This is a genomic window from Anaerococcus sp., from assembly GCF_022770135.1.
Classification (GTDB): domain Bacteria; phylum Bacillota; class Clostridia; order Tissierellales; family Peptoniphilaceae; genus Anaerococcus.
Genome location: NZ_JALEIL010000007.1, coordinates 1 through 6,067, shown reverse-complemented (window position 1 = coordinate 6,067; position 6,067 = coordinate 1). Strand labels below are relative to the sequence as shown.

Below are 6,067 nucleotides of genomic sequence, written 5' to 3'. Positions count from 1 at the left end.
ATGGCTAGGTCCTTATCAAGATCAGTTTGGTTGTTATCGTATTGGTTTTCTTTGTTTTCCTTAGCGAATTGTTCCCAAAGACAGTCATCAAATTGGATGATTTGTCCACCGACTTTTTTGAAGTCGTCTAGGAAGTCCTTGTAAGCTTGGATTAGGTCCCTACAGAAGTCTTCTCTTGAGTTGTAATAAGAAGATTCCTCAACGAAGCCAAAGTTTGTAAGCTCTCCATATATGTGAGCAGGAGAAGGGATACATTGTTTAACTTCAGCTCTTCCATCGACAAGGTCCTTTAGTCTTTTGAAATGTTCGATAAAGACGTGGTTTTTTCCAGAAATCTTGCCGGTGATTTTAATCCCGATATCTTTTCTAGTCTCAAACTTCTCATCAGAATCTTTTTCTCTGAAGAAGTAGCCGGTTTTGTTGATAAATCTCTCACACCCATCTAGACCCCAAACGAAGTCAAGGTGCCAGAGTGATTTGGAGTATTCACCATCTGTTACTTGTACGAGACCGTGGTCTAATTGTTTTTCGTCAATCTCTGCAACTGACTTATCTTCACATTCCTTGTAGCCTGGAAGATCGTCGTAGAAAGGATAGGTGATATCTTCTCTTCCTTCGATTTCTCTCTTGTATTTTAGTAGTTCTTCGTTTCTTAGTAATGATCCAACAGTTAAAAATCTTTTTGACATATTAATTTACCTCTTTAATAATTTCTAATAATTTATACCATGCATAATATATTCGGTATATATGAAGGGACAGGTTAACAATTGGCGCCATTAGAAAATTTAACTATGTATCCTTATATCAAAAAAAGCTCCGCCCCCAAAGGACGAAGCTTAAAGCTCGTGTTACCACCTTAATTCATATTAATCTTGCGATTAATAACTCATCGGGTACTAGCATACCCTATCGCTATAACGTGCGAATACGTCTTACCTTAAATATCGGGCAAGAAACTCAAAGGCCATTTTCAATTCGACTTTTCTAGACTATTCTCACCAACCATAGCCTCTCTGTGTAGGTCCATCAAATCTACTTTTCTTCTCATAGTTTGTTTTCTATGTTTCAAATTATACATGGACTTTTGAAACTTGTCAAATAAAAAATGAAATAATCTATGGGATGGGGATAGTAAGCCTGAGAAGATGAGATTTGCTTTTTTCTTTTTTCCTTATGTTAAGGTAGCAATAAGTACTCCCAGAGCCGGAAGGGTTTTTCGAGATGGCGGTAATTATAGTTTTGATTTAATTATGAGTTTTAAAATAATTATGATTTTACTTCTACTCGTGAGGCTTCTCCACGTTGGTCGAAGCAAGGGAAGAAGAGAGAAAACTTCGTTTTCTTTCAATCCCTTATCTCGAGCGTAGTCGAGAGATCTCTTATCATATTTTGTATTTTTTATTAAAAATTTTCATTACTTGCCACCTCGAACTTTATGTGAGAGGTCTACAGAACCTTGGGACATTTTTGTTTGGAGTTTTTGTTAGTTAGGTATTCTCCTAGATAAGTTAATCTTTATAATGCACGAGTCATCATATACTGTAGATCTCTCAGTCGGTCACTACGTTCCCTTCTTCGAGATGGAGAATTTCTATTTGAGTTTATTCTTAAAGTATACACGATGATCTTAAGATATAGTTTATTAAATGAGATTTCTCCACAAGGTCGAAATAAGGGGATAGGGCGGGAAAGCAAGCTTTCCTACATTCCCCTGGTCTCGAGCGTAAGTCGAGATATCTCCTTTGATATATTTCTCAGAACAAACCTTCTTCTGTAAGTATATAGTCTAGGGCCACATCATTTTCATCTTTTGGGATTTCTATTGATTCGAAGGGGCCCATGAATAGGCCTAGGCTGCTTGTTTTAGTTTTTGCTAGGAACTTATCGTAGTAGCCTCCTCCGTAGCCTATTCTGTTTTTATTTTTGTCGAAAGTTAGGCCTGGGACTAGGGTCAAGTCTGGGTTTTCTATTGAGATATCTGAGCTTGTGGTTTTTATTTTAAATTTACCTTCGACCAGGTTTTCGTATTTTTCTAGCCTTTTTGCCTTCATGGACTTTTCTTCTATGAATGGAACGTAGATCTCTTTACCTTCTTCGATGGCTTTTCGGATGATTTTTTCTGTATTTATTTCCTTATCCATCGATACATAGACAAAGATGGTCTTTGCATTTTTGTAGAGGTCGGTTTTAATTAGATTTTCATAGATTTTATCTGAATATTTTTCTATTTTCTCTTTTCCCATTTCTCGACGGAGATTTAGGAAGAATCTTCTCATCTCATTTTTCATTGCTTTTTTTCCTTATCAATTCTATTACGTTGTCTTTTAAGCTTGACTCATCTTCTGTATTTACTTCTTTGTCGAAAAAGTCTTCCTTGTAGCCTTCCTTGTAGGCTGCTATGCATTCTGCACCGAGGATAATGATGGTTGATACCATTAGAAGCCAGATAAAGAGGGCAAGGATTCCTGCGAGTGCTCCGTAGACTAGGGACTGGTTGGAGTAGTTGTTTACGAAGTAGGAGTAGATAAAGCTTGCTATGAATATGGCAACTGTTGCGAATAATCCTCCACAGAAGGCTTCCTTGATGCTTATCCTGTTGTTGGCCTTGGATGGGGAGTATCTGTAGAATACTCCTATAGCTATGGCCATTATGAGGAAGGGTAGGACAAAGGTTATTAGCTTAAATAGGGGCGAAGATATCATGTCCAGGGCCTTTTGGATATTGGTATTAAAATGTATGGTGATTTTCTCTATGATTTGGGCATTGAAGATATTTATGATGCTTGTACCATAGATTTGAAATATCAACATGAAGACTATCAGACTTATAAAGATGAGGGTAAAGAGTACGCTCATGAGTCTTTGCTTGATAGCTTGTTTCTGTTTGTGGAGGCCGTAGGCGTGATTTATCGCATTTACTAGCTTGTTGATACCACTTGTCGCAGACCACAAGGCAAAAATAATCGTCAAGGTGGTCACTGTTGGAGATTGGGAGGAGATAAGTAGGATATCTATCACTTCCGCTATTAGTTCTATTGTGGTATTGGGCAAAAAGTCCAGAAATCTATAGATGATATCCTCCCTACCTGATATAAAGTAGGACAGTACACTTACGAGAACCATCATAAGTGGTATGGATGCTTGTAGGAGGTAGAAGGATAGGGCAGCCGAGTAGGTCATGATGTCATGTCTGGCTACCCTATTTATTAGATTCAGGAGAAAGTTTTTTGTCTTAGGTTTGTTTTTATTCATCTTTGAGATACTTATCAAACCATTCTTTGATTGCTTCTAGTCTCTTGATCCTGCCCTTTGGTTTTCCAGATCGAGATAGTTCGTGATTTTCCCCATGGAAGATGTACATCTTAGTATCTGTGCCATTTTCCTTTATTCTTGTATACATTTGAAGCCCCTGCTCAAGTGGACATCTATAGTCTTCATCAGAGTGGATGAAGAGGGTTGGAGTTGTTACATTTGGGGCGTATTTTATTGGAGATTGGTCCCACATTTTGTCAAGATTATCCCACATATCGCTTGCTGTCTGGTCAGGAGCGAAGTAGTAGCCAATGTCTGATACTCCATAAAAGCTTGTCCAGTTTGAGATTGATCTTTGGGCACAAGCAGCGGCGAAACGATCGGTGTGGCCGATAGTCCAATTTGTCATAAAGCCACCATAACTTCCTCCATAGACTCCCATTTTTTCTGTATCGATTTGTGGGTATTTTTCTATGGCAAGGTCGGTAAAGGTCATGAGGTCATCGTAGTCGATATCTCCGTATCTGCCACGGATGTCAGAGAACTTGACTCCTCGACCACTTGAACCGTGTGGATTGGTGTAAATTACTATATAGCCTGCTGATGCAAACATCTGGTGTTCGTGGTGGAAGATGTCAGAAAACTCTGTCTTTGGTCCGCCGTGGACGGAAAGAAGGGCTGGGTATTTCTTCTTCTCATCGAAATCTTTTGGTAGGAGGACGTAGCCAGTAAGATCATCTCCATTTGATACGAAGTCAAAGGTCTCGATGGGGAGGACTTCTGAAGGGACTTTGTTTTTTATAAGAGTTTCGCCTGTAGATTTTCTCTTGAGTTCGGAAAGAGTATCAACTCCCATTGCAAGATAGTAGATATCATCATCTGCTAGGACAAAGTCTTCAACTCCTTCTGAGATTTCCTCTCTTATATCACCATCAAGACTTATGGATAAGAGCTTGGAATTTTCATAGTCGGTTACGACGAAATATAGTCTATCGCCTTTTACATCAAATGTCTTGGAAGAACCAAATCTTGCATCAGTACCGATAGAATTACCGAAGGCCATATCAAAATCGTCTGGGCTGATCTTCTCATATTTTCCTTCAAAGTCAGCTGAGTAGATAAAACAATCTTCATTGACCCCGCCCTTTTCCATATCGGTCGCCACAAAGATTATCCTATCTTTGATAAATCTTGCGGTGTAATAGGAGAATTTGTTCTCGATTAGGAGGGTGATTTCACCTGATTTTGTATCAAGAAGAAGGAGGTCTTCCTTAAGTTTCATTACAGAGTTATCAGTGTAATTTCCCCTAAGAAGGAGGATTTTGCTAGAATCTTCGTTGATATCGACAAAGCTAAGCTTATCTTCTGCCTTGAGGTTTTTAATAAGTTCAAGCCTATCTTTTGAAGCATCATAAAAATATAGGGCAGAGTCCTCATCCTTAATAAAGCCAAGGCCATTTAGGTAGAAAGGAAGCTTGTCGATTTCCTTAAAGTAGGAGTTTTCCTTATCCTTCTCCTTATCTTCCTTGCTTTTCTTGTCTTTTGCTTTCACTAGAAAGAGGTCGTCTCCTAAGTGCTTTATCATCTCGACATCTTTGTCTATAGAAAAGTACTCATGGCCTAGGCCTGTACCGTCTTTGACATAGAAAATATCAGCCTCATCTGTGGATTCTTTCTTGTAAACTAGATTAGAATCCTTGTTAAAGGCAGAAATTTGTGCCTTGTTATCATCAGTAATCTGATAGTTCTCGCAAGTTTTAGTGTCATAAATCCATAAATTGCTGTCGTATCTATTTTCCTTATAATCTCCTTTTGTCTTCTTGTAGGAAATTTTTCTATAATCATTTGAAATATCAAGACAAGATAAGAATTCATAGTCCAAGATATCTCTTAATTTTGTATCTTTCATAATTACTCCTTTACATATCTTTCTTTATTATACTTTATTAAAAATATTGAAACACTCTTATTATGATAATAAGGATGGATATTAAGAAAAAATAATGAGAAAACGTTTATTAATTATAAATTTGGGTAAAATAATAAAAAGACAATAGGAGGGTATTATGAAATTAAATTTAATAGCCAAGAATTTTACACTAACAGACGATATCAGAAATGAATCTATAAAGAAATTTGATAGGCTAGATAAATACTTCCATGACCAACAAGAAATGGATGTTAGGTTTGCCAAAGAAGGAAATGACTTTGTAGTTGAGACTACAGCCTTCCTCGACAATGGTAGAATCCTAAGATCTGAAACTAGTGATGAGACTTATCCAACAGCAATCGATAGAAATATCGACGGTCTGCTCCGCCAAGTAAGGAAGAATAAGACAAAACTTATGAGAGATAGACAAAGCGGAGAAAGCATCAAGTTTGAAAGCTTCGAGCCTTATGATGAAGAGGAAAACGATGATAAGACCAACATCAAAAGAGTAAAGGAAATCCACGTTAAGCCAATGTCAGCCGAAGAAGCAATTCTCCAAATGGAACTACTAGACCATAATTTCTTCGTATACCTAGACGCAGAAGACGCTGACGTTAGAGTAGTATATAAGAGAAGAAAAGGAGACTACGGTCAAATTATTCCTAGACTTAAATAAATATAGGAGATAACTTATACATTATATAAAACTTCATATAGATAGAAAGAAGGTCCTGTGGGGCCTTCTCAGAGCGTAGACAAAGTAACTTCAATCGAAATTTATTTTATCGTTAAGTTACCCTTATCTCGACTAAGAGAGTGAAACGAACGCATGGAGAGATCTCATTAGATTTCTCCGCTCACTCCGTTCGGTCGAAATAAGGG

Annotated in this window: 4 protein-coding genes, 1 pseudogene and 1 other annotated feature; of the genes and pseudogenes, 1 reads left to right on the top strand and 4 read right to left on the bottom strand. The window is 37.6% G+C overall.

The genetic code is table 11. From position 1 onward, the window contains the following. From MRZ08_RS00335 to MRZ08_RS00320, 4 genes and pseudogenes are all read right to left on the bottom strand, one after another. A pseudogene (locus tag MRZ08_RS00335) lies at nucleotides 1–689 on the bottom strand (5-methyltetrahydropteroyltriglutamate--homocysteine methyltransferase); the annotation flags it as partial. A 136-nt stretch (nucleotides 690–825) separates the two neighbouring features. Continuing rightward, nucleotides 826–1,060: a binding site (T-box leader), on the bottom strand. A 697-nt stretch (nucleotides 1,061–1,757) separates the two neighbouring features. Continuing rightward, on the bottom strand, nucleotides 1,758–2,291 hold the full coding sequence (locus MRZ08_RS00330; protein ID WP_290878644.1) for a 5-formyltetrahydrofolate cyclo-ligase: 534 nt from the start codon (nucleotides 2,289–2,291) through the stop codon (nucleotides 1,758–1,760). Continuing rightward, nucleotides 2,281–3,255: a YihY/virulence factor BrkB family protein gene (locus tag MRZ08_RS00325; RefSeq protein ID WP_290878641.1), complete on the bottom strand. Its 975-nt coding sequence runs from the start codon at nucleotides 3,253–3,255 to the stop codon at nucleotides 2,281–2,283. The genes MRZ08_RS00330 and MRZ08_RS00325 overlap by 11 nt, the downstream gene beginning before the upstream one ends. Further along, a complete protein-coding gene (locus MRZ08_RS00320; RefSeq protein WP_290878639.1) occupies nucleotides 3,248–5,164 on the bottom strand; it encodes a S9 family peptidase in 1,917 nt (638 codons plus the stop codon). The genes MRZ08_RS00325 and MRZ08_RS00320 overlap by 8 nt, the downstream gene beginning before the upstream one ends. A gap of 157 nt (nucleotides 5,165–5,321) precedes the next feature. Between MRZ08_RS00320 and raiA the strand changes: the two genes are divergently transcribed. After that, nucleotides 5,322–5,861, top strand: coding sequence for a ribosome-associated translation inhibitor RaiA (gene raiA, locus MRZ08_RS00315; RefSeq protein WP_290878636.1), 540 nt, complete (start codon nucleotides 5,322–5,324; stop codon nucleotides 5,859–5,861). Nucleotides 5,862–6,067: the final 206 nt, after the last annotated feature.